The 26,064-nt window shown below is 69.3% G+C and carries 23 protein-coding genes; 7 read left to right on the top strand and 16 right to left on the bottom strand.

Annotated features, from left to right (window positions below):
* Window position 1: 1 nt before the first annotated feature.
* Window positions 2–2,980 carry a TAT-variant-translocated molybdopterin oxidoreductase gene (locus M2351_RS37045; protein ID WP_264660985.1) on the bottom strand — a complete coding sequence of 993 codons (2,979 nt, stop codon included), beginning with the start codon at window positions 2,978–2,980 and terminating at the stop codon, window positions 2–4.
* Entirely contained in the window at window positions 2,977–3,630 is a 654-nt protein-coding gene (locus tag M2351_RS37040) for a cytochrome c3 family protein (protein ID WP_264660984.1), read from the bottom strand. The genes M2351_RS37045 and M2351_RS37040 overlap by 4 nt, the downstream gene beginning before the upstream one ends.
* A gap of 161 nt (window positions 3,631–3,791) precedes the next feature.
* Here M2351_RS37040 and M2351_RS37035 point away from each other — a divergent pair, with 161 nt between their 5' ends.
* Window positions 3,792–4,130: a hypothetical protein gene (locus M2351_RS37035; RefSeq protein ID WP_264660983.1), complete on the top strand. Its 339-nt coding sequence runs from the start codon at window positions 3,792–3,794 to the stop codon at window positions 4,128–4,130.
* 48 nt (window positions 4,131–4,178) lie between these two features.
* Here M2351_RS37035 and M2351_RS37030 read toward each other — a convergent pair whose 3' ends face one another.
* Both M2351_RS37030 and M2351_RS37025 read right to left on the bottom strand, forming a co-directional pair.
* On the bottom strand, window positions 4,179–5,438 hold the full coding sequence (locus M2351_RS37030; protein WP_264660982.1) for a M16 family metallopeptidase: 1,260 nt from the start codon (window positions 5,436–5,438) through the stop codon (window positions 4,179–4,181).
* An 86-nt stretch (window positions 5,439–5,524) separates the two neighbouring features.
* The gene (locus M2351_RS37025) at window positions 5,525–7,381 is read right to left on the bottom strand and encodes an ABC transporter ATP-binding protein (RefSeq protein WP_264660981.1); all 1,857 of its coding nucleotides are present in this window, start codon (window positions 7,379–7,381) and stop codon (window positions 5,525–5,527) included.
* Window positions 7,382–7,672: 291 nt separating this feature from the next.
* Here M2351_RS37025 and ispH point away from each other — a divergent pair, with 291 nt between their 5' ends.
* Both ispH and hpnH read left to right on the top strand, forming a co-directional pair.
* Entirely contained in the window at window positions 7,673–8,647 is a 975-nt protein-coding gene (gene ispH, locus M2351_RS37020) for a 4-hydroxy-3-methylbut-2-enyl diphosphate reductase (RefSeq protein ID WP_264660980.1), read from the top strand.
* Between the two features lie 4 nt (window positions 8,648–8,651).
* The gene (gene hpnH, locus M2351_RS37015; RefSeq protein WP_264660979.1) at window positions 8,652–9,797 is read left to right on the top strand and encodes an adenosyl-hopene transferase HpnH; all 1,146 of its coding nucleotides are present in this window, start codon (window positions 8,652–8,654) and stop codon (window positions 9,795–9,797) included.
* Here the strand turns inward: hpnH and M2351_RS37010 are convergent.
* From M2351_RS37010 to M2351_RS36990, 5 genes are all read right to left on the bottom strand, one after another.
* Complete coding sequence (locus M2351_RS37010) at window positions 9,720–10,376, bottom strand: phosphorylase family protein (protein WP_264660978.1); 657 nt, start codon at window positions 10,374–10,376, stop codon at window positions 9,720–9,722. The two genes, hpnH and M2351_RS37010, sit on opposite strands and share 78 nt — an antisense overlap.
* 115 nt (window positions 10,377–10,491) lie before the next feature.
* Window positions 10,492–12,423, bottom strand: coding sequence for a squalene--hopene cyclase (gene shc, locus M2351_RS37005; RefSeq protein WP_264660977.1), 1,932 nt, complete (start codon window positions 12,421–12,423; stop codon window positions 10,492–10,494).
* A 138-nt stretch (window positions 12,424–12,561) separates the two neighbouring features.
* Window positions 12,562–13,005 carry a Cu(I)-responsive transcriptional regulator gene (cueR, locus tag M2351_RS37000; protein ID WP_264660976.1) on the bottom strand — a complete coding sequence of 148 codons (444 nt, stop codon included), beginning with the start codon at window positions 13,003–13,005 and terminating at the stop codon, window positions 12,562–12,564.
* Window positions 13,002–15,428 (bottom strand): heavy metal translocating P-type ATPase, encoded by a 2,427-nt coding sequence (locus M2351_RS36995; protein ID WP_264660975.1) that lies wholly within the window; start codon window positions 15,426–15,428, stop codon window positions 13,002–13,004. Before M2351_RS36995 ends, cueR begins: the two co-directional genes overlap by 4 nt.
* A 53-nt stretch (window positions 15,429–15,481) precedes the next feature.
* Window positions 15,482–15,688 (bottom strand): heavy-metal-associated domain-containing protein, encoded by a 207-nt coding sequence (locus M2351_RS36990; RefSeq protein ID WP_264660974.1) that lies wholly within the window; start codon window positions 15,686–15,688, stop codon window positions 15,482–15,484.
* Between the two features lie 152 nt (window positions 15,689–15,840).
* Between M2351_RS36990 and M2351_RS36985 the strand changes: the two genes are divergently transcribed.
* Window positions 15,841–16,392, top strand: a complete 552-nt coding sequence (locus tag M2351_RS36985; RefSeq protein ID WP_209766477.1) for a hypothetical protein — start codon at window positions 15,841–15,843, stop codon at window positions 16,390–16,392.
* A gap of 88 nt (window positions 16,393–16,480) precedes the next feature.
* Here the strand turns inward: M2351_RS36985 and M2351_RS36980 are convergent, their stop codons facing one another.
* The gene (locus M2351_RS36980) at window positions 16,481–17,179 is read right to left on the bottom strand and encodes a pirin family protein (protein ID WP_264660973.1); all 699 of its coding nucleotides are present in this window, start codon (window positions 17,177–17,179) and stop codon (window positions 16,481–16,483) included.
* Between the two features lie 171 nt (window positions 17,180–17,350).
* On the opposite strand from M2351_RS36980, the gene M2351_RS36975 reads away from it, so the two are divergent.
* The gene (locus tag M2351_RS36975; protein ID WP_264660972.1) at window positions 17,351–17,971 is read left to right on the top strand and encodes a trimeric intracellular cation channel family protein; all 621 of its coding nucleotides are present in this window, start codon (window positions 17,351–17,353) and stop codon (window positions 17,969–17,971) included.
* A gap of 32 nt (window positions 17,972–18,003) precedes the next feature.
* Window positions 18,004–18,282 carry a GNAT family N-acetyltransferase gene (locus M2351_RS36970; RefSeq protein ID WP_264660971.1) on the top strand — a complete coding sequence of 93 codons (279 nt, stop codon included), beginning with the start codon at window positions 18,004–18,006 and terminating at the stop codon, window positions 18,280–18,282.
* 9 nt (window positions 18,283–18,291) lie between these two features.
* On the opposite strand, the gene M2351_RS36965 is transcribed toward M2351_RS36970, so the two are convergent.
* Both M2351_RS36965 and M2351_RS36960 read right to left on the bottom strand, forming a co-directional pair.
* On the bottom strand, window positions 18,292–18,996 hold the full coding sequence (locus tag M2351_RS36965; RefSeq protein WP_264660970.1) for an ABC transporter ATP-binding protein: 705 nt from the start codon (window positions 18,994–18,996) through the stop codon (window positions 18,292–18,294).
* Between the two features lie 82 nt (window positions 18,997–19,078).
* The gene (locus tag M2351_RS36960) at window positions 19,079–20,704 is read right to left on the bottom strand and encodes an AMP-binding protein (RefSeq protein WP_264660969.1); all 1,626 of its coding nucleotides are present in this window, start codon (window positions 20,702–20,704) and stop codon (window positions 19,079–19,081) included.
* Window positions 20,705–20,880: 176 nt separating this feature from the next.
* Here M2351_RS36960 and M2351_RS36955 point away from each other — a divergent pair, with 176 nt between their 5' ends.
* On the top strand, window positions 20,881–21,393 hold the full coding sequence (locus M2351_RS36955) for an RT0821/Lpp0805 family surface protein (protein WP_264660968.1): 513 nt from the start codon (window positions 20,881–20,883) through the stop codon (window positions 21,391–21,393).
* Window positions 21,394–21,524: 131 nt separating this feature from the next.
* On the opposite strand, the gene M2351_RS36950 is transcribed toward M2351_RS36955, so the two are convergent.
* From M2351_RS36950 to M2351_RS36935, 4 genes are all read right to left on the bottom strand, one after another.
* On the bottom strand, window positions 21,525–23,270 hold the full coding sequence (locus M2351_RS36950; protein WP_264660967.1) for a methyl-accepting chemotaxis protein: 1,746 nt from the start codon (window positions 23,268–23,270) through the stop codon (window positions 21,525–21,527).
* Window positions 23,271–23,403: 133 nt separating this feature from the next.
* Window positions 23,404–24,129: an ABC transporter ATP-binding protein gene (locus M2351_RS36945; RefSeq protein ID WP_264660966.1), complete on the bottom strand. Its 726-nt coding sequence runs from the start codon at window positions 24,127–24,129 to the stop codon at window positions 23,404–23,406.
* Window positions 24,129–25,118, bottom strand: coding sequence for a branched-chain amino acid ABC transporter permease (locus tag M2351_RS36940; RefSeq protein WP_264660965.1), 990 nt, complete (start codon window positions 25,116–25,118; stop codon window positions 24,129–24,131). Before M2351_RS36940 ends, M2351_RS36945 begins: the two co-directional genes overlap by 1 nt.
* A complete protein-coding gene (locus tag M2351_RS36935; protein ID WP_264660964.1) occupies window positions 25,115–25,984 on the bottom strand; it encodes a branched-chain amino acid ABC transporter permease in 870 nt (289 codons plus the stop codon). Before M2351_RS36935 ends, M2351_RS36940 begins: the two co-directional genes overlap by 4 nt.
* Window positions 25,985–26,064: the final 80 nt, after the last annotated feature.

The raw sequence follows: 26,064 nt of genomic DNA, 5'->3' as shown, positions 1-26,064 counted from the left end.
CTCACGCCTCCTGGATGTCGGGGTTGGGGTTGCGCAGCCGGGCCTGGTAGGTGGTGCGCGGGCGGGTGCCCAGTTCCTCCAGGACTCCGTAATTAAGCGGGCTGCCCCTGCGCCGAGACACCGCGCTGTCCGGATCGTTGGCGTCGCCGAAGACGATGGCCTCCGCCGGGCAGGCCTGCTGGCAGGCGGTCTTCACCTCCCCGTCGCGGATCGGCCGCCCCTCCCGGTCGGCGGTGATGCGGGCCTCGCGGACGCGCTGGATGCAGTAGGTGCACTTCTCCATCACCCCGCGCGCCCGCACCGACACGTCGGGGTTCCAGGACATGGGCGGCCGCGGATCGTCCTCCGCATAGTTGAAGTAGTTGAAGCGCCGGACCTTGTAGGGGCAGTTGTTGGAGCAGAAACGCGTGCCGACGCAGCGGTTGTAGACCATCACGTTCAGCCCGTCGGTGTCGTGCACCGTCGCCCCGACCGGGCAGACGACCTCGCAGGGCGCCTTTTCGCAATGCATGCAGGTCATGGGCTGGAACAGCGTCTCGCTTGGCGCCTCCGCTTCGCCTCCGTACCAAGTGTCGACGCGGATCCAGTGCATCTGCCGGTTCCGCAGAACCTCCTCCTTGCCGACGATGGCGATGTTGTTCTCCGCCTGGCAGGCGGCGGTGCAGGCGTTGCAGCCGATGCAGGCGTTGAGGTTGATCGCCATGGCCCAGGCGTTGCGTGGGTACTCCCAGGCCGGGTAAAGCGACTGATCCGACACCGGCCGTTGCGCGAAGCGCGGGTTCTCCCGGAACTCGTCCAGCGTTCCCGTGCGCACGACATCCGGCGAGTCGATCATCTGGTGATGTTGTGTGGCGGCCAGCGGATACGTCCCGCCAGCCTTACGCAGCAGCACCGCCACCTGCCAAAGCCCGTCTGTCCGTCGCAGCCGGTAGGCGTCGAAGCCCACCCCCTTTCCGATCCGGCCCGCCACCGTCCGCCCAAAGCCGAAGGGCAGCGTGACGCAGTCCGGCGCGTGGCCCGGCAGCACCCACACCGGCGCCCGCACCGCCGCACCCGCCACGGTCAACTCGACCACGTCGCCGTTCTTCAGGTCCAACCGCTCCGCCGTCGCCGGCGCCAGCAGCGCGGCGTTGTCCCAGGTCAGAGTCGTGAAGGGCCGCGGAAGTTCCTGAAGCCAGCCGTTGTTGGCGTGCCGCCCATCGCCCAGCCACGGATCGGGCCGGAACAGCGCGGTCAGCGCCTCGCCGCGCGGCGCCTCGGCCGGACTTGGCAATCCAGTCGCCAAGTCACCAGACACCGACACGTCGACCGGCGTCGCCGCGCTGTCCGCCACCACGCCCGCGCGGACGGACTCGGTCCAGAACGCCTCGGCGTCCGCCTCCCCGCGCGCCTGCGCCGCGCGCAGCCAATGGTTCCGGACGATGCCGTAGCCGTTCGGCCGCGGCTCCCCACCCAGCACCGCCAGCAGTTCGTGCGCCGACCAGCCGGCCCACAGCGGCTGCAACTGCGGCTGGATGATGGTGACCGTGCCGTCAAAGGCCCGCGCGTCGCTCCACCGCTCGAAGACATGCGCTTCCGGCACGTGCCAGCCGCACAGCATCGCCGTCTCATCCACATGGGTGCCCAGATGCACGGACAGCGGCACCCGCCCCAACGCCTCCGCGAAGCCCAAATCCGCTGGCGCGGTGAAGGCCGGGTTGGAGTCGAGGATCAGCAGCGTGTCCACCGCCCCGGCCCGCATGTCGCGCACCAGCGCCGCCAGGGAGTCCGCATGATCGACCGGATCGACCTCCACTGGATCGATGTGTGTGACCGTCGGCCCCGGCGCGCCGAGCGCGGCGTTGATGGCGTGGACCAGCGCCTGCACGGCCGGCGGCTGCGCCGGCCCGGCGTGGACCAGCGCCGCCCCACGGTGCGCGCTCAAGTCGCGGGCGACCGCCGCGACCCAACCCGGCCCCTGCCCCTTCCACTCCACCGGTCCCGCGCCGAGTTCGGCCGCCACCGCGCGCACCGCCCGCTCGATCTCCTCCGGCCGCGCGACAAAGCGGTGGTCGGCACGGGCACCGGCCAGAGTCGGCACGCTTTCCACGGCGTAGAGGCGGTTCGTCGCCTCCGGCCGTCCCTCCTCCGCCGCGCGCCGCCGCCGGGCGAAGTCGCGGGCGTAGCGCAGATGGCCGGGCGCGCCGTCGAGAAAATCACTCTCGATGGCGAGGATCACGTCCGCCCGGTCCACATGCAGGACCGTGTCGACCGGCCGCCCGAAGGCGAGCGCCGCACCGGCCCGGACGTTGTCCCGCCCGTCCGCCTCCCACTGGTGCCACTGCATCTCCGGAAAGCGTTGCCTCAGCGCCTCCATCTGCGCCGCCAGCGTCGGGGAGGTAACAGCGCCGCTGAGAATGCGGAGCCCTCGCCCACCCTTCGTCGCCAGCGCGTCCACGCGCGCGGTAAGCGCGGTGACGAAGGCGTCCGACCCGGCGATCCGCCCCGCCTTCAGGGCGGCCTGTGACCGGTCGGGGTCGTAAAGGTCGAGAATGCTCGCCTGGATGACGGGGTCGAGCGCGCCGAGGCTCGCGGGATGCTCCGGGTTGCCCTCCACCCGCACCGGGCGGCCCATCTGGTGGACGACCAGCACGCCGTCGGCGTAGCCGCCGCGCGTGACCGCCGTTGCGAAATGGCGTGCCACTCCGGGCACCACGCCCGGCGGCAGCGCGACGTAGGGGATCGCCACGTCCGGCACGGTGGTCGGCCCGCAGGCGGCAAGTCCGCCCAGCGCCAAGGACGCGCCCATCAGCTCCAGCAGGCGCCGCCGGCCGAGCGTCGCCTCCGTCAGCGAAGGCAGCCCCGGAAATTCCCGCTGCAGCAGGCCCATCACCTCCGGATCGCGCGACAACTCGCCCAGGCTGCGCCACAGGGCACGCCCACGCTTGCCCTCAAGCCGGCGGACCAAAGCCGCACGATCGTTGATCGGCTCATTGCTCATCGATGGCACACCGAGCAGTCGGACAGGGTTTCCGGGTGGATGTGGTACTGGGCGAGCAACTGCTGGCCCGACGGCGTGCCGGCCGTGCGTTTCCAGTCCGGGTTGAAGACCTCCTCGCGCGGGCGCAGGTTCGGGGCGGGGTCGCGGTGGCAGTCAAGGCACCAGCCCATGCGCAGGCTCGCCCCCTTCCAGGTCAGTGGCATGCTGTCGATCGGCCCGTGGCAGGTCGTGCAGCCCACCCCCTTGGCCACATGGATGCTGTGGTTGAAGAAGACGTAGTCCGGCAGGGCGTTGATCCGGTTCCACTGGATCGGCTGCCCCTGCGCGAGGCTTTGGCGCACCGGCTCCAGCACCTTGGCGTTGGTCCAGATCTGCGAATGGCAGGTCATGCAGACGTGCGTCGGGGGCAGCCCGGCGTTTGCCGACACCTCCACCGACGTGTGGCAATAGCGGCAGTCCAGCCCCAGGCCGCCGACGTGGTGTTCGTGGCTGAAGGGGACCGGCTGCTGCTGTACGATGCCGCGTTCCGTGGCGTATCCCGTCATCGGGACCAGCCAGCCGGCACCCACCAGCACCACCAGCCCGGCGACGGCGGTGCACAGGACCAGCTTTGTCACGAGGTTGGCGGTTGGACCGAAGACGGCCGGCATGCTCCCTTCCCGACCCGTTGACGGCGTGGATGCAAGAGCCTCAACGCACGGGAGGAAAGGTCGTGCCGAAGTTTTTCAAAACCCCGATGGGGCAATCACTTACGTCTGGTGCCGCGATGGAGCGCCGGGACCCGGAGGGCCATGCCGCGCGTTTCCCCCGCATGACGACACGCCCCATCCGCGCCGCCCTTGCCGCTGCGCTGCTGCTGCTCGCGGCCGGCTGCGAGACCTACGACCCCGGCAACCCGCTGATCGGGCGCTGGACCCTGACCGCGCCCATCGGACTCGGCATGGCGCTGGGAACCTACGAGTTCCGCCGCTCCAGCATGCGCGGCTTGGGCATCGACGAGCCGGTGCAGTATTCGGTATCCGGCAACGAGGTCACGGTGATCCCGGAAAGCTTCGGCCCGACGCTGGAAATCGAAATGATCGACGCCAACACCGCCCGCCTGAAAGACCCGCTGACCGGCGGCCTGATGACGTTGCGGAGGGTGCGGTAGCAACGGAAACCCCCTCTCCCGCCCCCGGCGGGAGAGGGGTGACAAACCTCACGCCGCCTTCAGCATGCCTTGCATGTCGTCGAAGGACGGCAGCTTGTCGAGCACGCCGACGGCCGACACGGCCATGGGGCCGGCGAAGCTGCGGGCGGCTTCCTTGACGACATCCTCCACCGTGACCGCGTCGATCCGCTCGAAAATCTGCTCGATGGTGCGGATCTCGCCGGTGCGCAGCAAGGTGCGGGCGAAGCGGTCGGCACGGCGCATGGTGGATTCCAGCGACTTGCCGACGGAGAAGCGCATCTGCTCCTTCGACCGCTCAAGCTCCACGGCGGTGACGCCGTCCTGGACCTTGCGCAACTCTTCGAAGAAGACGGGGACCAGTTCGGCCACCTCCTCCACGCCGGTGCCGGCGTAGAAGCCGAGCGCACCGCCGTCCGCATACTGGATCGGCGTGGCGTAGACGGAATAGACCAACCCGCGCTTCTCACGGATCTCCTGGAACAGGCGCGAGGTCATGCCGCCGCCCAGGATGTTGGCGAGGTGGCGCAGCGCGTAGCTCGCCTTGTCCTCCGACCCCACGCCGGGGAAGGCCGCCATGAAGTGCACCTGCTCCGCGTCGCGCGGCAGCAGCGCAGATCCGCCCTTGTTGGCGACCGGCTCGTGGAAGGGCGTGTCCTTCGGCGTCAGGTGGCCGAACAGCGCCTCCATCCGGCGCACCACCGTGTCGTGGTCGACGTTGCCGGAGACCACGTAGACCATGCGCCGGGGATCGTAATGGGCGACATAGTCCAGCAGATGCTCCCGCCCGAAGCCGGCGACGTTCTCGCGCGGGCCCAGGATCGGGCGGCCGAGCGCCTGCCCCTGGAAGGCGGTGCGGCGCAGCGCCTCGTAGACCACGTCCTCAGGCTCGTCGGCGTAGCGGCCGATCTCCTGGATGACGACGCCGCGCTCCTTCTCCACCTCCTCCTGCGGGAAGACGGAGTTCAGCACGATGTCGCCGATGATCTCGCAGGAAACGTCCACATGCTTGGCCGCCATCTGCGTGTAGTAGGCGGTGACGTCGTAATCGGTGTAGGCGTTGAACTCCCCGCCGCGGTTCTCGATCTCCAGCGCGATGGCCAGCGCGTCGCGGCTCTCCGTGCCCTTGAAGATCATGTGCTCCAGGAAGTGCGCGATGCCGTTCACCTCCGGGCGCTCGTTGCGCGCGCCCACCCCGACCCAGACGCCGCTGGTGATCGTGCCAAGATGGGGCAGATGGTCGGTCAGCACGCGGAAGCCGTTGCCGAGGGTGGTCAGCTGGATCGTCACAAAGGCTCTCCTGATTGGCGCGGATGTCGTTCGAACAGAAAACGTGGGTTGCCGGGCCCGCATGAACAACGCCCCGATCCACGCCGTCAACCCGATGCGGCACCGTTCCGGCGCTCATCCGCGTGTTTTTCGCCCCGCTCGGCCGTCGCCTGCTCCCACAGCTGGCGGAAGCGCGGCTGGCGGCGGATCAGGTCGGGCAGCGGCCCGCTGTCCAGGATCCGTCCGTCCATCATGAAGACCACCGTCCCGAAACGGGGCAGCAGGTGCAGCCGGTGGATGGAGGAGATGATGCAGGAGTCCGGAAACTCCCGCATCAGGTTGCCGTAAACCTGCGCTTCCGTCGCCGGGTCGAGGCTGCTCGTCGGTTCGTCCAGCATGATGATGGAACTGGACCGGGCGGCGAGGATGCCGCGGGCGAGCGCCAGCCGTTGCTTCTGCCCACCGGACAGGTTGCCGCCGCGCTCCACGATGCGCGTTTCCAGCCCCTGCGGCATGGCCTCCACGATCGGCGTCAGCCGGGCGAGGTTGCAGGCACGGCGGACCTCCTCGTCGCTGTGCTCCACCCCCATGGTGACGTTGTGGTGCACGGTGTTCTCGAAGATCTCCGGGTCCTGCGGGATCAGCGTGGCGGCGGAGCGCAGGTCGACCAGCTCCGGATGGTGCGTGCCATCGATGCAGAAGCGCACCGCCCCGGCCTCGTACAGCCCGCTCAGCACCCGCATGAGGGAGCTTTTGCCCGACCCGCTCTCCCCCACCAGCGCGATGCGGTCGCCGCGGCGCAGGGTGATGGAGACGTCGTCCAGCGTGGGGGCGGCGCTGCGCCGGTTCGGGTGGTGGAAGCGCAGGCCCTCCACATGGATGTCCCGCCAGCCATCCGGCACATGCCCGCCGAAGCCGCGGCGCTCCGGCGCGTCGAAGATCTCATCGGCGCCGGACAGGTCCGTGGCGCTGCGCACCACGTCCTGCCACTGCGTGGCGAAGGAGCCGACGACGTCGCCGATCTGCTCCGAATATTGGTAGACCATGACCGCGGTGCCGACCATGACCACCCCGGCCGACCGCCATTCCAGCCAAGCGTAGAGGGCGACCAGCCCGACGCGCAGGATCTGCCCGAACAGCTCGATGGTCAGCCACTTGGCCTCGTTGACCACGATGTTGCGGCGTAGGGGGGCGAAGACCGCGCGCAGGCGCCCCATCATGGCGCCGCGCGTCGCCTCCTCCAACCGCAGGGTCAGCACGGTGCCGACGTTGCCCAGGCTGTCGACCATCTCCGCCGTGTAACGCCGCTCCGCCACGTTCTCGTCGTCGATCAGCTTCGCCATGGTGCGGTCGAGACGCAGGACCACCGCCCCCAGCACCGCATAGGCGGCGACGGCCGCCGCCCCAACCGGGGGCGAGATGGCGAACACCGCCACCAGTGGGCCGAACAGCCCGACGGCGTTGCGCAGGTAGGTCCACTGGTTCTGCGCGAAGCCGAACAGGGCGAGGTTCGCCTTGCCGACGCGCTGGATCGTCTCCCCGGAATGGTGGGTTTCGTGCCAGCCCATGGGCAGGCGCATCAACTTGGCGTAGACGGCGTCGGAGAAGCGCTCGCGGATCTTCAGGGCGGTGAAGCGCTCCACCACGCGGCCCGGCCCGTGCAGCAGCCAGCCGGCCACCCCCGCCGCCAGCATCAGCAACAGCGCCAGCCCGGCCGCGTGGATGTCCTGGGCGCGGGTGTCCTGCAAGGCGTTGACCGCCTGCCCGAAAAAATAGGGCACGGCCAGCCGCGCCAGCTGCGCCGCGACCAGCAGCGCCACGAACAGCACGACCAGATGCCGGCTGCCCTCCGCAAAGCGCCACAGGGCGGCGTACAGGCGGAACAGCCCGCGGCGAGGGCCGGGGGATGGGGGAGGATTAGGGTGGGGACCCAACGCGGGGGCTTTCGTCTCGTCAGATTTCATCACGATATCCGAAACCATCCCGTGCACACCGGAGGGGCGTACGTGCCATCCGTACGTCTCGCAATACCCGTACGCTTCGTCGGACGATCAACCCACATTTCCACCCGCCAACCGACGCGCATACTCCGTCCGCACTCTCGCGCAATCCCGTGCTCCACCGCGACCTTCTGAGTTTTATGCAATTCGCAGACAAGACGTGCCGGCTTTGGGCTGGTATCATACAGTAACCTACCTGTGGTTCGCCCCGCCCCATACCAAATTGGCGTGCGACGTCATTTCTGGGACACGCGCATGAAGGTGATCCTTGCCCAACCTCGCGGCTTCTGCGCCGGAGTGCAACGCGCCGTCGATATTGTGGAACGTGCCTTGGCCATTTTCGGCCCACCGATTTATGTTCGGCACGAAATCGTCCATAACGCACATGTCGTCGGCCGGCTTCGCGCCAAAGGCGTGCACTTCGTCGACGACTTGTCCGAGGTCCCGACCGGCAGCGTGACCATCTTCAGCGCGCACGGCGTCTCCCCGGCCGTGGAGCGCGACGCCAAGGGCCTCGGCCTGCGGGTGATCGACGCGACCTGCCCGCTCGTCAACCGGGTCCATCTTGAAGCCATCCGCTACGCGCGCGCCGGACACGAGGTGGTGTTGATCGGCCACGCCGGCCATGCGGAAGTGGAAGGCACGCTCGGCCGCCTGGAAGGCGGTCGGGCGCATCTGGTGTCGGGGGTGGAGGATGTGGCGACGCTCGCCGTGTCGGACCCGGAGAAGGTCGCCTACGTCACCCAGACGACGCTGAGCGTCGACGACACCCGCGCCATCATCGACGCGCTGAAGGCCCGTTTTCCGGCCATCAACGGCCCGGACACCAAGGACATCTGCTACGCCACGCAGAACCGCCAGCGCGCCGTGCGCGACCTCGCGGCCCAGGTGGACGTGCTGCTGGTGGTGGGCTCGGCCAACAGCTCCAACTCCAACCGGCTGTGGGAGATCGCGCGGGCGGCCGGGACGAAGGCCCACCGCATCGACGACGCCGACGGAATGGACCCGGCCTGGCTGGACGGAGCGTCCGCCGTGGGCATCACGGCCGGCGCGTCGGCGCCCGACGACCTCGTCCAGGGGCTGGTGGATCGCATCGGGTCGCTCTTCAAGATAAACCTTTCGATCCTTGACGGCGTCGAGGAAGACGTGCATTTCCGGTTGCCGCCCGAAGTGGCGCACGGCGGATCCTCCGCCGAACAGACAGACACCCCGGCACCGGTGGGAGCTTGAACGAATGTCGGTCCCTTTGATCCAGGCGGCACTGGTCGGCGCCTATGTCGTGCGCCAGCGCCTGAGCGGCAACCGGCGGTTTCCGCTGGTGCTGATGATGGAACCGTTGTTCCGCTGCAACCTGGCCTGCGCCGGCTGCGGCAAGATCGATTACCCTGAACCCATCCTGCGCAAGCGCCTCTCCGTCGAGGAAGCCTTGCAGTCCGTCGACGAGTGCGGCGCCCCGGTGGTGTCCATCGCCGGCGGCGAGCCGCTGCTGCACCCGGAGATCGACAAGATCACCGAGGGCATCATCGCGCGGCGCAAGTTCGTCTACCTCTGCACCAACGCCCTGCTGCTGGAGAAGCGGCTCGACCGCTTCAAGCCCAGCCCCTTCTTCACCTGGTCCGTCCATCTGGACGGCAGCCGCGAGGAGCATGACCACGCGGTTTGCCAGGACGGCGTGTTCGACCGCGCCGTCGCGGCGATCCGCAAGGCGAAGGAGCGGGGCTTCCGCGTCAACATCAACACCACGCTGTTCGACGGCGCCGACCCGGACCGCGTCGCCGCCTTCTTCGACGAGGTGATGGCGATCGGCGTCGACGCCATGACCGTCTCGCCGGGCTATGCCTACGAGCGCGCGCCGGACCAGGCGCATTTCCTGAACCGCCGTAAGACCAAGGAGCTGTTTCGCGCCGTCTTCCAGCGCGGCAAGGGCAAGAAGTGGCGCTTCTCGCAGTCGTCCCTGTTCCTCGACTTCCTGGCCGGGAACCAGACCTACCGCTGCTCGCCCTGGGGCAACCCGACGCGCAACGTCTTTGGCTGGCAGCGCCCTTGCTACCTGCTGGGCGAGGGCTACGCCCCGACCTTCAAGGCGCTGATGGAGGAGACGGACTGGGACGCCTACGGCACCGGAAACTACGAGAAGTGCGCCGACTGCATGGTGCACAGCGGCTATGAGCCGACCGCCGTGGAGCACACCATCAGCAACCCGCTGAAGGCCCTGGTCACCAGCCTGCGCGGCCCGCGGACGACGGGGCCGATGGCGCCGGAGATCAATCTCGACCGCCAGCGCCCGGCCGAGGACGTCTTCTCACGCCACGTCGCCGACGCTTTGGAGCGGATCGAGGCGGAGGAGACCCCGCGGAAACGCGCGGGCAGCCGCGTTTAAAGCGGCCATGGCTCGGGCGAGATCAAGCCCGAGCCGGCACAGTCCGATAAGTTGCCCGGGGTCGCGCAGCACCTGCGCCAGAACCGCCCCGGGCGCCATCTTTCCATCCCCGTCCAGCCCCGTCAGGGCCGCCGGCGGCAACGCCCGCCCAGCCGGGTCCGCGACCGCGCGCAGCACCGCGAAGGGCCGCCCCCGCTCCCGGCAGGCGCGGGCCACCGCGTAGCTTTCCAGATCGACCGCCAGCGCGCCTGTGCGGGCGTACAGGCCGGCCTTGTCCTCCACCGTGACGGCGGGCCGCGAAGCGCCCACGATTGCCCCGGCGCGCGCCTGCGGCAGGGCGCCCAGCAGCGCCCGGCGCCAAGCGGCACTCGCCAGAATGGTCATCTCGTCGCCGGCAACCGCCGTCGCCACCACCAGCGTGCCCGGCGGGGCCAGCGGGGCCAGTCCCCCGGCAATGCCGAAGCTGACCAGTCCGGCCGCGCCATCGTCCAGCAGCCGCAGCGCCACCGCGTAGGGGTCCGCACCCGAACAGGCGACGGGAAGCCCAGTGCGTCGGGCGATCCGCGCTTCGGCGGTCATGCCGGTGAGGATGGCGGGGGTCAGCGTGTGTCTCCGGCGTGGGTGGGGTGTGCAAGTCCTGGAGTCGGGCCCCCACCCTAACCCTCCCCCACTTCGCGGGGGAGGGAACAGTGCCTCACCCCTTCAACGACCGGTACCGGGCGAGCGCCCACAGGGGGAAGCTGGCGGCGTAGCCATGGTACTTCAGATAGAACACCCGCGGGAAGCCCACGGCGGTGAAGGGCTCCTCGGTCCACAGCCCGTCGGAATTGCGGTTCCCGATCAGGAACTCAATGCCGCGCTCCACCGCCGGATCCTCGACGCGCCCGGCCGCCATAAGGCCCAGGAGTGCCCAGGCGGTTTGGGAAGCGGTGGAAACCGGCCCGTCGCCGTGCGGCTGTCCGGGCCAGTAGGAGGCGCCGTCCTCGCCCCAGCCGCCGTCCGGGCGCTGGTGGGCTAGCAGCCAGTTGGCGGCGCGCGCCATCTCCGGCGCGGAACGGGAGTAGCCGGCGGCGCTCAGTGCCTCCAGCACCGACCAGCTGCCGTAGATGTAGTTGGTGCCCCAACGCCCGAACCAGGAACCGTCCTTCTCCTGCTCGCGCTCCAAGAATGTCAGGCCGCGGCGAGTCGGCACGGTGTCGCGCCCCTCGCCCAGACGGGTCAGCATCCACACGCAGCGCGCCGTGACGTCGGACGTCGGCGGGTCGAGCAGCGCGCCATGGTCGGCGAAGGGGATGTGGTTCAGGAACTCGTGCTGGTTGTCGACGTCGAAGGCGCCCCAGCCGCCGTTTCGGCTCTGCATCCCGACGATCCAGTTGCGGGCGCGGCGGATCGGCTCCGCGTAGCGGATCGGGTCCAGTTGCTGCATCGCAATGACGACCATGGCGGTGTCGTCGGTGTCCGGGTAATGGGCGTTGTTGTACTGGAAGGCCCAGCCGCCGGGCTCCAGCCCCGGGCGCTTCCAGATCCAATCGCCCTCGACGTCCAGGATCTGCCGGTCGATTAGCCAGTCGGCCCCGCGCCGCGCGGCATCGATGGCGGCCGGGCTGCCGGCCTCCAGCAGGGCGTTGCAGATGATCGCGGTGTCCCACACCGGCGACAGGCAGGGCTGGGCGTAGGTGCGGCCGGGTTTGCGCACCAGCAGCTTCTTCAGGGACTCGCGCGCCGTGACCGCGGCCGGGTGGTCGGGCGAATAGCCCAGGCAGTGGTACATCAGCGTGGCGTTGACCATCGCCGGAAAGATGGCGCCCAGCCCGTCCTCGCCGTTCAGCCGCTCCGTCACGAAGGCGACGGCGCGCTCGATCGCCTGCCGGCGCGCCTTCGCAGGGAAGCGCGACTGGACCGCATGCAGGGCCGCGTCCATGGCGCGGAAGAAGGTGCCCCAGGCGCTGCGCGACAGGTTGCTGTTCCAGTCGCGCACCTGCTCCGGCGGGACGAGGAACAGTTCGCGGATGGTCACGTTGCGCGGGTTGCGGGCGCGCAGCCGGTGCGCCATCACCACCAGCAACGGCACGACCACCGTGCGCGACCAGTAGGAAATGCGCCCGATGTGGAAGGGCGACCAGTCCGGCAGGTTCATGATCTCCACCGGCATGGCCGGCACGGCCCGCCAGGGCACCTCGCCGAACTGCGCCAGCAGGATGCGGGTGAAGACGTTGACGCGGGCGGCCCCGCCGCGGGCCAGAATGGCCTCCCGCGCGCGGACCATGTGCGGTGCGTCAAGGGAATCGCCGGCCGCCTTCAAGGCGAAATAGGCTTTGACGGTGCAGCTGATGTCCATGGCGCCGCCCTGGAACAGCGGCCAGCCGCCGTCCCGCCCCTGGCCGGCGCGCAGGAACGCGGCGATCTCGGCCTCCAGGACGGGGTCGATCTCGTCCAGGATGTGCATCAGGAGCAGGTATTCGGAGGGGATGGTGGCGTCGGCCTCCAGCTCGAAGACCCAGTGGCCGTCGGGGTTCTGAAGGCCGATCAGCGCGTTCGTGGCGTCCGCCACCGCGTCATCGACGGTCCGGGCGGACGGCCCCGATGGCCGAACCCGCAAGGTTATGCTTGCGTTGTCGTTGAACATCCAGATTCCCGGTTTACGAAAGCACCGAGGTACCGTGGTGCCGCGCGTCGCGTGATGGTTGGAAGTAACATACCGTTGCGTACGCGCGCCAATCAACCATACGTGTGGCTGAATTGCACTAATCGAAGACGTACGGTCTCATGGACCTTCGGTTGCCCTGTGACAGCCGGCGTGTCGGGACTGCACGCCACCGTCCTCATGTGCAAGATCCCGGAGAATCGGACAATCCGGCCGGTCGTCGCCATGACAGGCGTTCGCCAACTCCTTCAGCGTGTCGCTCATTGCGCGCAATTCGGTGATCTTCGCTTCCAGCTCCGCCACATGGTCCAGCGCTACGCGTTTCACTTCGGCACTGGGACGGTTGCGATCCTGCCACAGTCCAACCAGCCGCTGGATCCGCTCGATGCTGAAGCCCAGCGTACGCGCCCGCTTGATGAAGCGCAGGACGTTCACATCGTTGCCGCTGTACACCCGATAGCCGGCGGCGGTGCGCCCCGCCGCCGGAATCAGACCGATCGACTCGTAGTAGCGGATCAACTTGGCGCCGACTCCGGACGCCTTCGATGCCTCTCCAATGTTCATGGCTTCCAGCTCCGCAGAGTGAGGGCGTTGGTCACCACGCTGACCGAACTCAGCGCCATCGCCGCCCCGGCCAGGACCGGGCTCAGATAGCCCAGCGCGGCCAGCGGGATGCCCACCACGTTGTAGGCGAAGGCCCAGAACAGGCCCTGGCGGATCTTGGCGTAGGTGCGCCGCGACACGTCGATGGCCCCGGCGACCAGCGCCGGGTCGCCGCGCATCAGCGTCACGCCGGCGGTGTGCATGGCGACGTCGGTACCCGTCGCCATGGCGATGCCGACGTCAGCCGCCGCCAGCGCCGGGGCGTCGTTGATGCCGTCACCGACCATGGCGACCACCCTGCCCTCGCTCTTCAGGGTCGCCACCACCGCCGCCTTGTCGCTGGGCAGCACCTCGGCGAACACCCGGTCGATGCCCAGGTCGCGGGCGACCGCCTGTGCGGCCCCCTTACCGTCGCCGGTGACCATGACTGGCTCGACGCCCTGCGCCTTCAGCGAGCGGACGGCGGCCCGCGCGCGCTCCTTCACCGTGTCGCCGAAAGCGACCAGCCCCAGCACGCGGCGCTCCGGCGCCGTTTCCGCCAGCCAGGACAGCGTGTGGCCGGTGGACTCCAGTTCCACCGCCCGCGTCTCCAGCGCCCGGTCGGCCAGCCCGCTCTCCGCCATCAGGCGCCGGCTGCCCAGCAGCACCGCGCGCCCGTCAACCGTTCCCGACACCCCACGCCCGGCCAGCGCCTTGAAGTCGGCCGCCGCGCCAGCCGCAACGCCCCGCCCCGCCGCCCGGTCACGGACGGCGCGGGCCAGCGGATGCTCGCTGCCGGCCTGGAGCGCCGCGGCCAGCCGCAGCAGGTCCTCTTCCGTCAAGCCGGGCGCGGGGACGAGGTCGGTGACGCGCGGCTTGCCTTCCGTCAGAGTGCCGGTTTTATCGAAGGCAACCGCGGTGATGGCGTGGGCGTGTTCCAGCGCCTCCGCATCCTTGATCAGGATGCCGTGCCGGGCGGCAGCCCCGGTTCCCACCATGATGGCGGTCGGCGTGGCGAGGCCCAGCGCGCACGGGCAGGCGATGACCAGCACCGACACGGCCGTGACGATAGCGGCCTCCGCATTGCCGGTGGTCGCCCACCATGCCGCCAGCGTTACCGCCGCAATGACCAGAACGACGGGCACGAAGACGGCGCTGACCTTGTCGACCAGCCGCTGGATCGGCGCCTTGGACGCCTGCGCGCCCTCCACCATGCGGACGATTTTGGCGAGCATCGTTTCCGCGCCGACGGCCATCGTTTCCACGACCAGCAAGCCGTCCAGGTTGATCGACCCGCCGGTAACGCGCGCCTCGGGGCCCTTCTCCACCGGCAGGCTCTCGCCCGTCAGCATGGATTCGTCGACGCTGCCGGTGCCCTCCGCGACCCGGCCGTCCACCGGGATGCGCTCTCCGGGGCGGACCACCACGGTGTCGCCGACGCGCACCTGCCCGATGGGCAATTCAGTTTCCACCCCGCCGCGGCGCACCCGTGCGGTGTCGGGGCGCAGCTTCATCAACGCGCGGATAGCCGCCGCCGTCTGCCCCTTGGCCCGCGATTCCAGCCACTTGCCCAGCAGCACGAAGGTGATCAGAACCGCCGAGCCTTCAAAATACAGGTGCGGCCGGTGCCCCGGATGGGCGGTGAGCATCAGGTAAACGCTGAGCCCCCAGGCGGCCGAGGTGCCGAGCGCCACCAGCAGGTCCATGTTTCCGGCCCCGGCCCGCACCGCCTTCCAGCCGGCGCGGTAGAAGCGCCACCCCAGCCAGAACTGCACCGGCGTGGCCAGCAGCGCCTGCGCCCAAGCCGGCAGCATCAGGTCGAAGCCCAGCAGGTCCGCCACCATGCCGACGACCAGCGGCGCCGACAGGGCCGCCGCGATCAACAGGTGGTGAAGCTCCCGCCGGCTGCGGTCCTGGGCTTGGTCTTCCTCGCTCGCCGCCGCCTCCTCGGTCACCGGAGCGGCGCTGAAGCCGGTCGCCTCGACCGCCTCGGCCAGCCGCGCGGCATCCACCGTCCCGGTATAGGCCGTGACGTGGGCGCGCTCGGTGGCGAGGTTGACGGACGCGCTCTCCACCCCCGGCACGCGCTTCAGCGCCTTTTCCACCCGCCCGACGCAGGACGCGCAGGTCATGCCGCCGACCGTCAGGTCGAACTCCGCCTTCTGCGGCTCGTAACCGGCGGCCTCGATGGCCTCGGCCACGGCCTTAACGTCAGGCTGATCGGCGAAGGTGACCCGCGCGCGCTCCGTCGCCAGGTTCACCGCGACGTCCGCGACGCCGGGCACGCGCTTCAACGCCTTCTCCACCCGCCCGACGCAGGAGGCGCAGGTCATCCCCGCCACGCCGATGTCCAGCGTGGTGTCGTTATGAGTGGAGTTGTCGGCGTGGGTGGCGGCGGTGGACATGATCGTCCTTCCTGAACGACGAATGGCTCTGGCGGGCGGCGGTGACGTGGCGGTCAAGCGGCGGAAAGCCCCTCGACCTCGAACCCCGCCTTCTCGATGGCCGCGCGCACCAAGTCCGGCTTGGCCGAACCGGCGACGCGGACGTCCTTGGTGGCAAGGTCCACCTCGACCTCCTGCACGCCCTCGACCGTGCCCAACGCCTTGCGCACCGACGCGGCGCACCCGCCACAGCTCATATCCGGAACCTTGAACGACAGCATGGCCGTGATCCTCCATCGATGTTGATGGGGACACCCTGCGCCTTCCAGCGATTGGAAGGTCAAGGGGTTTTTTCACCGCCTGAACAAACCGGCACCCGCGCTGTTGTGCTGGGGCACAGACGAACCAACGCACAGCAGGATTTGCCCCAGCGATGACCCGCCTGACCATTGAGGAAGCCCAACAGCGCGTCCGCCTGTTCCTCACCCAGGACATGGTGGAGGCCTTGCGCGCGGTGGATTACGAAGCGCCGCCGCTGGCCGACACGCCGAGCGGCCTGACCATGGAGCGCGCCCGGCGGGCGGCGGTCAGCTTCAGCCATGTGGAAGGGGCGTCCGACTGCATCTACCGCGTGGACGCCTACAACGAATCGCTTTTGATGCGCCTGCAGCTGAACGTCCGGCGCTTCGTGGCGATCTACCAGGTGCCGGTGGCGGACCCCGTGGGCAGCAGCACCATCGCCCCGCATTTCGAGCGCTGGTCCATCGGCGCCGGCCACGCCGGCTGGATGATCGGCTGGCGCGACGGCACCGACCCCTGGCAGGCCGACCGCCGGACCGTGGAGACCTATTGCTACGCCATGCTGCCGGAGGATTTCCTCGACAACCCGCTGGAGCAGCTCTACTGGCGCACGGACCTCGTGCAGATGACCCGCGCCTTCATGCTGGAGGCGCGGCGCATGGGGATCCGGCTGGCGGCGGAGTAAAGCGGGGGCTGTTGGGTTCCGGCTGCGCCTGCACCCAACCCACGAAGAACCCGTAGGTTGGGTGCAGCGAAGCGAAACCCAACAAGCGTTACGCCAGATCGAACACCAGCACCTCGGCGTCGGTCTGGCCCACCAGGGTCAGCGCGGTCTCGTCGCGGACCGCGGCGCCGTCGCCTTCCTTCAGCAGCTGGCCGTTCAGGCTGACCTGCCCGCGGGCGACCTGGACCCAGGCGTAGCGGCCGGCGCGCAGTTCGTGCGTAACCTCGTCGCCGTCCTTCAGCAGCGTGGCGTAGAGATCCACGTCCTGGTGGATCGTCACGCTGCCGTCGCGCCCGTCCTGGGAGCCGACGAGGCGCAGGCGGCCCTGCTTCTCCTCGGCCGGGAAGGCCTTCTGCTCATAGCCGGGCTTCATGCCCTCCTCGCCCGGCAGGATCCAGATCTGCAGGAAGTGCACCGGGTCCTTCTTCGAGGCGTTGTACTCGCTGTGGCGGATGCCGGAACCGGCGCTCATCCGCTGCACTTCGCCCGGCCGGATGACCGAGCTGGTGCCCAGCGTGTCCTTGTGCTCCAGGGCACCGTCCAGGACGTAGGAGATGATCTCCATGTCGGCGTGGCCGTGCGTCGGGAAGCCGGCACCGGGGATCACCCGGTCCTCGTTGATCACCCGCAGCGCACGGAAACCCATGTTCGCCGGGTCGTAGTAATGCCCGAAGGAGAAGGTGTGCTTGCTGTTCAGCCAGCCGATGTTGACCGCACCCCGTTCGTCGCGATTGCGAACCGTGATCATGTCCGTCCTCCTTGGTAACCGTTCAGGGCACTGCGCCCTCGTTTCTGAAGGCAAATGTGCTCCTGTCGGGATCAAACAACAATCACCGCTGGCGCGGCATGTCTGTTCCAATTTGCGCAACAAACGCCTATGATGGCGCACCACCGCCACCCACCATTTCCGTGCCGGATCATGACCGACATCTCCTCCCTCCTGCTCGCCATGGACCTGACGGGCGTCTTCATCTTCGGCCTGACGGGGGGAACGATGGCGGTGCGGCGCCAGTTGGACATCTTCGGCGTGATTGTCCTCTCTATGGTGACCGCGCTGGCCGGCGGCCTGTTGCGCGACCTGATGATCGGCGCCGTCCCACCGGCGTCCCTGCGCGACGACCGCTACCTGATCGCGGCGCTGCTGTCGGGCTTGGTCGCCTTCTTCTTCCACCCGCAGATCAACCGCCTTGTGAAGCCGGTGATGGTGCTGGACGCGGCGGGGCTGGGTCTGTTCGCGGTGGCCGGCTGCGGCAAGGCGCTGACCTACGGGCTTACGCCGGTGCCCGCCGTGCTGCTGGGCGTGCTGACCGCCTGCGGCGGCGGCGTGGTGCGCGATGTGCTGGTCGCGGAGGTGCCGCGCGTCCTGCGGGAGGAGATTTACGCCATGGCCGCCCTGCTTGCCGCCGTCATCGTCATCGCCGGCGCGGAGCTGGGCCTTCCGCGCACGCCGGTCGCCATCGCCGCGGCGCTGGCCGGCTTCCTGCTGCGGGTCGTCAGCGTGTGGCGCGGCTGGAGCGCGCCGCGGGCGCCGGGCTCGTGAACCATCCGGGCCCCTTGCCTGTTGGAAGGACCATGAGCACACCCGTGAAGGACAATCCGGCCAAGAGCCGTTACGAGCTGGATGTGGACGGCAAGATCGTGTTCGCCAACTACCGGCGCAACGGGTCGACCCTGTACATCCCCTACGTGGAGGCGCCGCCGTCGCTGCGCGGCACGGGCGCCGCCGGGCGGCTGATGGAAGGCGTCATGGCGATCGCCCGCGCGGAGGGGTTGACCGTGGTGCCGATTTGCAGCTACGCCGCCAACTGGGTCCACCGCCACCGCGAACACCACGATTTGCTGGGGCGGTAGTAACGCCGTTTACAGCCCCAGATACGCCTGCTTCACCGCGGGATCGGCCAGCAGCTGCTCGCCCGTGCCGGACAGCACGACGCGGCCGTTCTCCAGCACATAGGCCTGCTGGGCGAGCTTCAGCGACGCGGCGACGTTCTGCTCGACCAGGATGATCGTCATGCCGTCGGCCGCCAGGTTGCGGATGGTGCGGAACAGCTCGTGCACCATGGCGGGGGACAGGCCGAGCGACGGCTCGTCGAACATGATCAGCTCGGGCTTGCCCATCAGGCAGCGCCCGATGGCCAGCATCTGTTGCTCGCCGCCCGACAGCGTGCCCGCCGCCTGCTCCAGCCGTTCCTTCAGGCGCGGGAACAGAGCCAGCACGCGCTCGAACGTGTCCTTCGCCCCGGCGCGGGCGCGCGGGATGACGGCGCCCATCTCCAGGTTCTCGCGGATGCTCAGCGTCGGGAAGATCTGCCGCCCCTCCGCCACCTGCCCCAGCCCGAGGTCGCAGACGATGTGGCTGGGCAGGCCGGCGATGTCCTTGCCCTTGAAGGTGATCCGCCCCCGCGCCGGCTTCAGGATGCCGGAGATGGTGCGGATCAGCGAGGTCTTACCAGCCCCGTTGGCACCGACGATGGCGGTGGTGGTGCCCTCCGCCACCGTGATGGACACGCCGTCGAGCGCCTGGGCGTCGCCGTAGAAGAGGTCGAGGTCGGTGACAGTCAGCATGGGAACGCACGGCGGCCGGTGGAAAGGAGCGGCACCTTAGCGCAGGCGCCGCCGGAACCGAACGGCTTTTGCGTGCGGACGATCACCCCCTGGAACGCAGCTCACGGCGGATGATCTTGCCGGTCGTGGTCATGGGCAGGCTGTCCACGAACTCCACCGCACGCGGGTATTCGTGGGCGGCAAGCCGCGTCTTCACATGCGCCTGGATTTCGGCCGCCAACTCGTCACTCGGCCGCACGCCGTCCTGGAGCACGATGAAGGCCTTCACGATCTCCGTGCGCAGCGGGTCGGGCACGCCGACCACGGCAGCCATGCGGACGGCGGGATGGCCGATCAGGCAATCCTCGATCTCGCCGGGGCCGATGCGGTAGCCGGCCGAGGTGATGACGTCGTCGTCACGCCCGACGAAGCGGATGTAGCCGTCCGCATCCAACTCGCCTTGGTCGCCGGTGACCAGCCAGTCGCCCCCCTCACCAACGAACTTCGCGGCGGTGGCCTGCGGGTTGTTCCAGTATTGCAGGAACATCACCGGGTCCGGCCGGTGCACGGCGATCAGGCCGAGCTGGCCGGGGCCGAGCCGCTGGCCGGACTCGTCGATCACCGCGACGTCGTGGCCGGGCACCGGCCGGCCCATGATGCCGGGCTTGGGTTCCATGACCGCGGCGCAGGACGACACGATCATGTTGCACTCGGTCTGGCCGTAGAACTCGTTGATCGTCACGCCGAAGGTCTGGCGGCCCCAGTCCAGCAGCTCCGCCCCCAGCGTCTCGCCGCCGCTGGCGACGGAGCGCATGCTGTAGCTCCAGCGCGCCTGCGGGTCCTTCACCGCGCGCATCATCTTCAGCGCGGTCGGCGGCAGGAAGGCGTTGCGCACGCCGAAGTCGGCGATCAGGCGGAAGGCCTCCTCCCCGTCGAACTTCTCGAAGCGGTGGGACACCACCGTCACGCCATGGTGCAGCGCCGGCAGCAGCACGTCGAGCAGCCCGCCGATCCAGGCCCAGTCGGCCGGCGTCCAGATGCGGTCGCCGGCCTGCGGGAACAGGTCGTGGGAGATCTCCACCCCCGGCAGGTGGCCGAGCAGCACGCGGTGCGCGTGCAGCGCCCCCTTCGGCTGACCGGTGGTGCCGGAGGTGTAGATGATCACCGCCGGATCGTCCGCCGCCGTATCGACGGGCGTGAAATCCGCCGCCGCCGCGTCGACCAGCCTGTGCCAGTCCTCCTCACCCTCGGCGGCGCCATCGATGCGCAGGACGAGCGCCAGTTCCGGCAGCCGGTCGCGGATCTGGGCGATCTTCGCGGCCCCGACCGCGTCGGTCACGACCACCTTGGCCCCGCAGTTGCCGAGGCGGTATTCCAGCGCCTCCACCCCGAACAGGGAGAACAGCGGCACGGCGATGCAGCCCATCTTGTAGGCCGCGATGTGGGTGATCGCCGTCTCCGGCGCCTGGGGCAGCAGGATGCCGATCCGGTCGCCGCGGACCACCCCCTGGGCGGCCAGCGCGTTGGCGAGCCGGTTCGACAGCCGGCGCAGGTCGGCGAAGCTGTAATTCTCGACCGCGCCGTCGCGGCGCTTGTGAATCAGGGCGAGTCGCTCCGGATCGCGGTCGGCCCACTTGTCGCAGACGTCCACGCCAATGTTGTAACGGTCCGGAACCACCCACGCGAAACGGTCGCGCAGCGCGTCGTAGCTGTCCGCCTTCGGCAGCATGGCACTCCTCCCAACATGTTCTTGTCAGCCGCCTTTGGCGCGGCCATTTTTTCCATGATAGGGGTAACGCCCCAAACCGTCACGCGGACGGAATAGTTCGCGGGGCAGCCATGTTCATCGACACGAAGCGAAACCTTGGGCGGTATGATCCCGCCACCCTGTCGGAGAGACCAGTCATGAAGGCCAAGCCGTTGGTTGCGGTGGTGTTGTCCATGGGCCTGCTGGCCGGCTGCGCCAGCCCTTCCGGTTACGGCAACGCCGGCTATGGCGGTGAGAGCACCTTCGGCGGCGGGAAGGCGACGGCTGGGACGCTGCTGGGCGGCGTGGTCGGTGGCCTCGCCGGCTCCCGCTTCGGCGGCGGCACGGGCAAGCTGGTGGCGGTCGGCGTCGGCACGCTGCTGGGCGCCGCCATCGGCAACGCCGCCGGCCAGTCGCTCGACCGCGCCGACGCGGCCTACGCCCAGCAGGCGGCCGGCCAAGCCTACGCGGCGCCGACCGGCAGCACGGTCCGCTGGAACAACCCGCAGAACGGAAACTGGGGCAGCTACACCCCGACCCGAGACGGCACCGGCCCCTATGGCGAACTGTGCCGGGAATTCCAGACCACCATCTCCGTCGGCGGCCAACTGCAGCAGGGCTTCGGCACCGCCTGCCGCCAATCCGACGGCAGCTGGCGCGTGGTGAGCTGACGAGACGATTTCACCACCAAGACACCAAGGCACCAAGAATTCCCGCCATGGTTTGACGTCGATCGCCGTCGGCGCTCATGTCAGCACGGTGCACCTTGGTGTCTTGGTGCCTTGGTGGTGAGAATTGTTCGTCATGCCGCGCGGACGGCGGACAGGAACACCTCCACCTTGCTGCGCAGGGCGTCGGCCTGATCGGACAGCGTGCCAGCGGCGCCCAGCACGTCGCGCGCCGCCGAGCCCGTCTCGCTGGCCGCGCGGTTGACGTCGGCGATGGTGTCGGAGACCTCCTGCGTTCCCGTCGCCGCCTGCTGGATGTTGCGGGCGATCTCGCGCGTCGCCGCCTGCTGCTGCTCCACCGCCGCGGCGATGGCGCCGGCCACCTCGTTGATGCGGTCGATGGTCCCCATGACGTCGCCGATGCAGGCAACGGCCCCGTCCGTCTCGGACCGGACCGAGGCGATCTTCGCCGCGATTTCGTCCGTCGCACGGGTGGTCTGGTCGGCCAGCGCCTTCACCTCCGCGGCCACCACGGCAAAGCCCTTGCCCATCTCGCCCGCCCGCGCGGCCTCGATGGTTGCGTTCAGTGCCAGCAGGCGAGTCTGCGAGGCCACCTGGGTGATCAGGTCGATGACCGCGACGATCTCCGCCGAGGCGTTGGCGAGGCCGCGCATGGCGTGGTCGGCGCGTTCGGCCTTCTCCACCGCCTCCCCGGCGATGGCGGTGCTGGTGGCAACCTGGCGCCCGATCTCCTCGACGGAGGCCGCCAGCTCGTCGGTGGCGGTGGCGACGGTCTGCACGTTGGCCCTGGCCTGTTCCGACGCGCTGGCGACGGTGACCGACTGGCGCGAGGTCTGCTCCGCCGTCGCGGCGAGCTGGCTGGCCGTCGCCCGCATCTGCACCGCCGCGGAGGAGACCGATCCCAGCGCCGCGCCGGCCTCGCGGTCGAAGCGGCCGGTCAGCTCTTCAATCGCCTGCGCGCGGCGGGCGCGGGTGTCCCGCTCCGCCTCCTCGCGCGCCGCGGCCTCTCGCGCGGCTATCATGTTGTCCCGGAAGACCAGCACGGCCTTGGCCATCAGCCCCAGCTCATCGCCGCGGCCGGTCGCCGGGATGGCCACGCCGTCGTCGCCCCCGGCCAACCGGCGCATCGCTTCCGTCATGGCCGACAGCGGCCGCACGATGGAGCGCGACGTCAGCAGCACCGCCGCGACGGCGATCAGCAGCCCCAGCGTCAGCAACACGCCCTGGACGACCACCAGCCGGTTCGCCGCCGCGATCATGCCGTCGGTGTCGGCCTGGAGCAGCGCGCGCTGGCGCGGAATCATCCCGTCCGTCGCCGCCGCCCCGGCCCCCGCCACGCCGGCTTTCGCATCGCCGACCAGCAGCCGCATGACCTTGTTGGCGCGCGGGATGGCGTCATCGTTGAGGGAGTTCAGCGCGCCCATCTGGTCGCCGATGGTGCCCAGCGATTCGGCCATGTCCTGGTCGCGGCGCAGGTCGTCAAGCAGCGGCTTCACCTCCGCCCAGGCCTTGATCACCAGCGCGTCGGTCCAGTGTGTGGACAGCGCGTCCAACTCCTGCCGCAAGGCGTCGATGCGCTCCCACGCCTGATTGCGTTCCTGCTTCAGATCCTCGCGGTTGGTCAGCAGATAGCCCTGCATGGCGCCGTTGGTCGCGGTGACCGCCGCGACGATCCCCTGCCCGGCCAGCGCCGTAGGCATGCGCACGTCGGCGACGAAGCGGCTGATCGTCTTGCCGTTGCTGGTCATCGTCAGTCCGATGCCGACGGTGACCAGCAACACGGCGATCACGGCGGCGAAGCCGATGGTCAACCGTTGCCCGATCCTGAGACGGCCGAAGAACCCCGAGAGTGCCTTCATGCGTTCCTCCACGAACGGAGCCTTTCCGGCCCCTTGTTCGCCCGGACGTTGAAATGCCGGACGCTATTCGTATGTAAGAATGAATGATGGCCCCACAAACATTAATGGAACGTTGCGCCGGGGGATAATGCGCCTACAAATCCTCAGCACCCAGGTAGGATTCGACCACGCGCGGATCCGCCACGACTTCCGCGGGCGAGCCGTCGGCGATCTTCTCGCCATGGTCCAGCACGACGACTTGGTCGGACAGCGCCATGACCGCGCGCATCACATGCTCGATCATCAGGATGGTCAGGCCCTCGCGCCGGTTCAGGTCGCGCAGCACCTCGACCATGCGGTCCACCTCCGTCGGGCGGAGGCCGGCCAGCACTTCGTCCAGCAGGAGCAGCGTCGGCCGGGTGGCCAGCGCGCGGGCGACCTCCAGCCGCTTGCGGTCGGGCAGCGTCAGGCTGCGCGCCGGGCGGGCCGCCTGGTCGGCGAGCCCCAACCGCTCCAGGACCGTCCGCGCCTGCCGCCGGGCCGCCTCGACCGAGGATTCACGGGCGAGCGCGCCGACGATGACGTTCTCCTCCACCGACAGCTGCCCGAACGGCTTGACGATCTGGAAAGTGCGGCCAATGCCGGCGGCGCAGACGCGGTTCGGCTTCAGGCCGGTGATCGTCTCCCCCTTCAGCCGCACGCGCCCCTCGTCGGGCGGGAAGACGCCGGCGATCAGATTGAAGGTGGTCGTCTTGCCGGCACCGTTCGGCCCGATCAGCGCGACGATCTTCCCCTCCGGCACGGCGAAGCCGACGTTGGAAACGGCCTTCAGCCCCCGGAACCGCTTGGAGAGGTTCTGCACGTCGAGAAGGGGCACCATCACGCGTCCTCCCCCGGCTGGCGCACAAGGCCCAGGCGGCGCGCCAGCCACGGCCACACGCCGTCCGGCCGGTACACCACGATGACCACCAGCGCCACGCCGTAGAACAGCTGCTTCAGGCCCGGCAGGTCGAGGCCCGACACCTCGATCAGGAAGGTCAGCAACTCGCCCAGCGGCGTCAGGATGAAGGCGCCCAGGATCGGGCCGATCAGCGTGCCGATGCCGCCGACGATGGCCGGCAGGATGATCTCGATGGATCGGCCCATGGAGAAGACCTGCTCCGGGAACAGGTTGTTGAAGTAGAAGGCCTGGAACACCCCGCCCAGCGCCGTCAGGGCCGACGACACGGCCACCGCCGTGATGCGCGCGCGGAACAGGTCCACGCCCACGGCCTCCGCCGCCTCCGGCTCCTCGCGCACGGCCAGCCACTGGTAGCCGAGCCGGCTGTGCAGCAGGCGCCGCGACAGGGCGAGCGCGCCGGCCACCAGCGCCAGGATGACGTAGTAGAACAGCGTCGGCGAGCCGCGCAGGTTCAACAGGTCGTTGCCGGCGTCGCCCGCCACCGGGATGAAGAAGCCGCCCGACCCGCCGAACCATTGCAGGTGATCGAAGCCAATGCGCGCCACCTCGGCGAAGGCGATGGTCAGCAGCGCGAAATGCACGCCGCGCACGCCGAAGCGGAAGCCCAGGAAGCCGATGAAGCACCCGGCCAACGTCGCCGCCAGCATGGCGACCCACAGTCCGAGCCACGGTCCGATGCCGAAATGCACGAACAGCGCGGCGCTCGCGTAGGCGCCCAAGCCCACATAGAGCGCGTGGCCCAGCGACAGCAGGCCGGAGAAGCCCATCATCACGTTCCAGGCCTGCCCGACATAGGCGAACCACAGCACCGTGGTCAGCACCGACACGACGTAACGGTCGGCGAACAGCGGTGCGGCCAGAAGGACCACGCCCAGCAGGGCGAGCAGGACGATCCCGCGGCGCGTCACGACCGCTTCCCCAACAGGCCCTGCGGGCGCAGCAGCAACACCACGATCAGCACCACATAGCTGAAGAGGGACTTGAGCGACGGCGCCAGCAGGAAGCCGGCCATCGCCTCCGACAGGCCGATCAGCACGCCGCCGAACAGCGCGCCCGGCAGGCTGCCGAGGCCGCCGACGATGACGATGATGAAGCTCAGCAGCGTGTATTCCGGCGCCAGTTGCGGCCGGGCGTCGACCAGCAGGGTCATGAGCGCCCCCGCGATGCCGACCACACCCGCCCCGATGCCGAAGGTCAGCGCGTAGAGCCCGTCGATGTTCAGCCCCACCACGCGGGCGCCCAGCGGGTTGTCGGCGCAGGCGCGGATGGCCTTGCCGGTGCGGCTGAATCGGAAGAAGGCGAACAAGGCCGCGGCCACCACGATGGCCCCGGCCCCGGCGCGCAGCCGCACGGCGTCCAGCAGCAGCGGCCCAAGCTCCACCGTGTCGAAGCCGTAGGGCACCTGGACGTTGCGCGAATCCGGCCCGAACAGCATCAGCATGGCGTTCAGGATGATGGTGGCGATGCCCAGCAGCAGGATGAACTGCATGTGCTCCGGCCGCTCGACGAAGCGGTTGACCAGCCCGCGCTGGAGCAGCCAGCCGAAGCCGAACAGCACCGCCGCGACGATGGGCGCCGCCAGGATCGGGTCGAGCCCGAGAAAGCCGGACAGCAGCACGGCGCCGTACATGCCGGCGACCATCATCTCGCCATGCGCGAAGTTGACGACGCGCACGACGCCGAAGATGACCGACAGCCCAAGCGCCGCCAGCCCGTAGACCAGGCCGGTCAGGACGCCGGACACGGCGATGTTCAGGTAATAATCGAACGTCATGCGAGGTACGACCGGTGGCTGAGCGTCAGCGGCGTAGCAGCCCTACGTATTCGTGGCAAGCGCAATGAGGTCAAAAGCTG

The sequence above is a fragment of the Azospirillum canadense genome, from assembly GCF_025961225.1.
GTDB classification, from domain to species: Bacteria; Pseudomonadota; Alphaproteobacteria; order Azospirillales; family Azospirillaceae; genus Azospirillum; species Azospirillum canadense.
The sequence above is the reverse complement of the archived record's forward strand: the minus strand, read 5'-3'. Positions and strand labels throughout refer to the sequence as shown.

Coding starts and splice junctions, on each gene's coding strand:
- cueR (WP_264660976.1), bottom strand. CDS start 13,005: ATGAACATTGGAGAGGCATCGAAGGCGTCCGGAGTCGGCGCCAAGTTG.
- M2351_RS36935 (WP_264660964.1), bottom strand. CDS start 25,984: ATGACGTTCGATTATTACCTGAACATCGCCGTGTCCGGCGTCCTGACC.
- M2351_RS37040 (WP_264660984.1), bottom strand. CDS start 3,630: ATGCCGGCCGTCTTCGGTCCAACCGCCAACCTCGTGACAAAGCTGGTC.
- ispH (WP_264660980.1), top strand. CDS start 7,673: ATGAAGGTGATCCTTGCCCAACCTCGCGGCTTCTGCGCCGGAGTGCAA.
- M2351_RS36955 (WP_264660968.1), top strand. CDS start 20,881: ATGAAGGCCAAGCCGTTGGTTGCGGTGGTGTTGTCCATGGGCCTGCTG.
- M2351_RS36965 (WP_264660970.1), bottom strand. CDS start 18,996: ATGCTGACTGTCACCGACCTCGACCTCTTCTACGGCGACGCCCAGGCG.
- hpnH (WP_264660979.1), top strand. CDS start 8,652: ATGTCGGTCCCTTTGATCCAGGCGGCACTGGTCGGCGCCTATGTCGTG.
- M2351_RS36970 (WP_264660971.1), top strand. CDS start 18,004: ATGAGCACACCCGTGAAGGACAATCCGGCCAAGAGCCGTTACGAGCTG.
- M2351_RS36985 (WP_209766477.1), top strand. CDS start 15,841: ATGACCCGCCTGACCATTGAGGAAGCCCAACAGCGCGTCCGCCTGTTC.
- M2351_RS36945 (WP_264660966.1), bottom strand. CDS start 24,129: ATGGTGCCCCTTCTCGACGTGCAGAACCTCTCCAAGCGGTTCCGGGGG.
- M2351_RS37025 (WP_264660981.1), bottom strand. CDS start 7,381: ATGAAATCTGACGAGACGAAAGCCCCCGCGTTGGGTCCCCACCCTAAT.
- M2351_RS36995 (WP_264660975.1), bottom strand. CDS start 15,428: ATGTCCACCGCCGCCACCCACGCCGACAACTCCACTCATAACGACACC.
- M2351_RS36975 (WP_264660972.1), top strand. CDS start 17,351: ATGACCGACATCTCCTCCCTCCTGCTCGCCATGGACCTGACGGGCGTC.
- M2351_RS37010 (WP_264660978.1), bottom strand. CDS start 10,376: ATGACCGCCGAAGCGCGGATCGCCCGACGCACTGGGCTTCCCGTCGCC.
- M2351_RS36950 (WP_264660967.1), bottom strand. CDS start 23,270: ATGAAGGCACTCTCGGGGTTCTTCGGCCGTCTCAGGATCGGGCAACGG.
- M2351_RS37045 (WP_264660985.1), bottom strand. CDS start 2,980: ATGAGCAATGAGCCGATCAACGATCGTGCGGCTTTGGTCCGCCGGCTT.
- M2351_RS36980 (WP_264660973.1), bottom strand. CDS start 17,179: ATGATCACGGTTCGCAATCGCGACGAACGGGGTGCGGTCAACATCGGC.
- M2351_RS37035 (WP_264660983.1), top strand. CDS start 3,792: ATGACGACACGCCCCATCCGCGCCGCCCTTGCCGCTGCGCTGCTGCTG.
- M2351_RS36990 (WP_264660974.1), bottom strand. CDS start 15,688: ATGCTGTCGTTCAAGGTTCCGGATATGAGCTGTGGCGGGTGCGCCGCG.
- M2351_RS36960 (WP_264660969.1), bottom strand. CDS start 20,704: ATGCTGCCGAAGGCGGACAGCTACGACGCGCTGCGCGACCGTTTCGCG.
- shc (WP_264660977.1), bottom strand. CDS start 12,423: ATGTTCAACGACAACGCAAGCATAACCTTGCGGGTTCGGCCATCGGGG.